The sequence below is a fragment of the Bacteroides sp. ET71 genome (genome assembly GCF_023336905.1).
In the GTDB taxonomy this organism is placed as follows: Bacteria; Bacteroidota; Bacteroidia; order Bacteroidales; family Bacteroidaceae; genus Bacteroides.
In genome coordinates, this window is sequence record NZ_JAMBLS010000185.1 from 1 (window position 1) to 230 (window position 230).

At 58.3% G+C, this 230-nt stretch carries 1 protein-coding gene; it reads right to left on the bottom strand.

Features of this window, described 5'->3' with window-relative positions:
• Positions 1-230: relaxase/mobilization nuclease domain-containing protein (locus tag M3090_RS15790; protein WP_249057826.1), on the bottom strand; the 230-nt coding region annotated here is incomplete at both ends.

Below are 230 nucleotides of genomic sequence, written 5' to 3' on the forward strand. Positions count from 1 at the left end.
TCCGCCTTCTTCTGTCCCTCTGCCGGATGCAGCCTGTACTTCTGTTCCAACTGCTCGGTTATTTCCTTGCTCCGGCGGTGCTCGAAGCGGTCGGAAATCTTCCTGCCCCCGCTGTCCACGCGCAGGGACACGATGTGGATGTGGTGGCGGTCGATGTCTGTATGCTTAAAAATCAGGAAAGGCTGGTTGCCGTAGCCCAACTTCTCCATGTACTCCCTGCCGATGGCGGC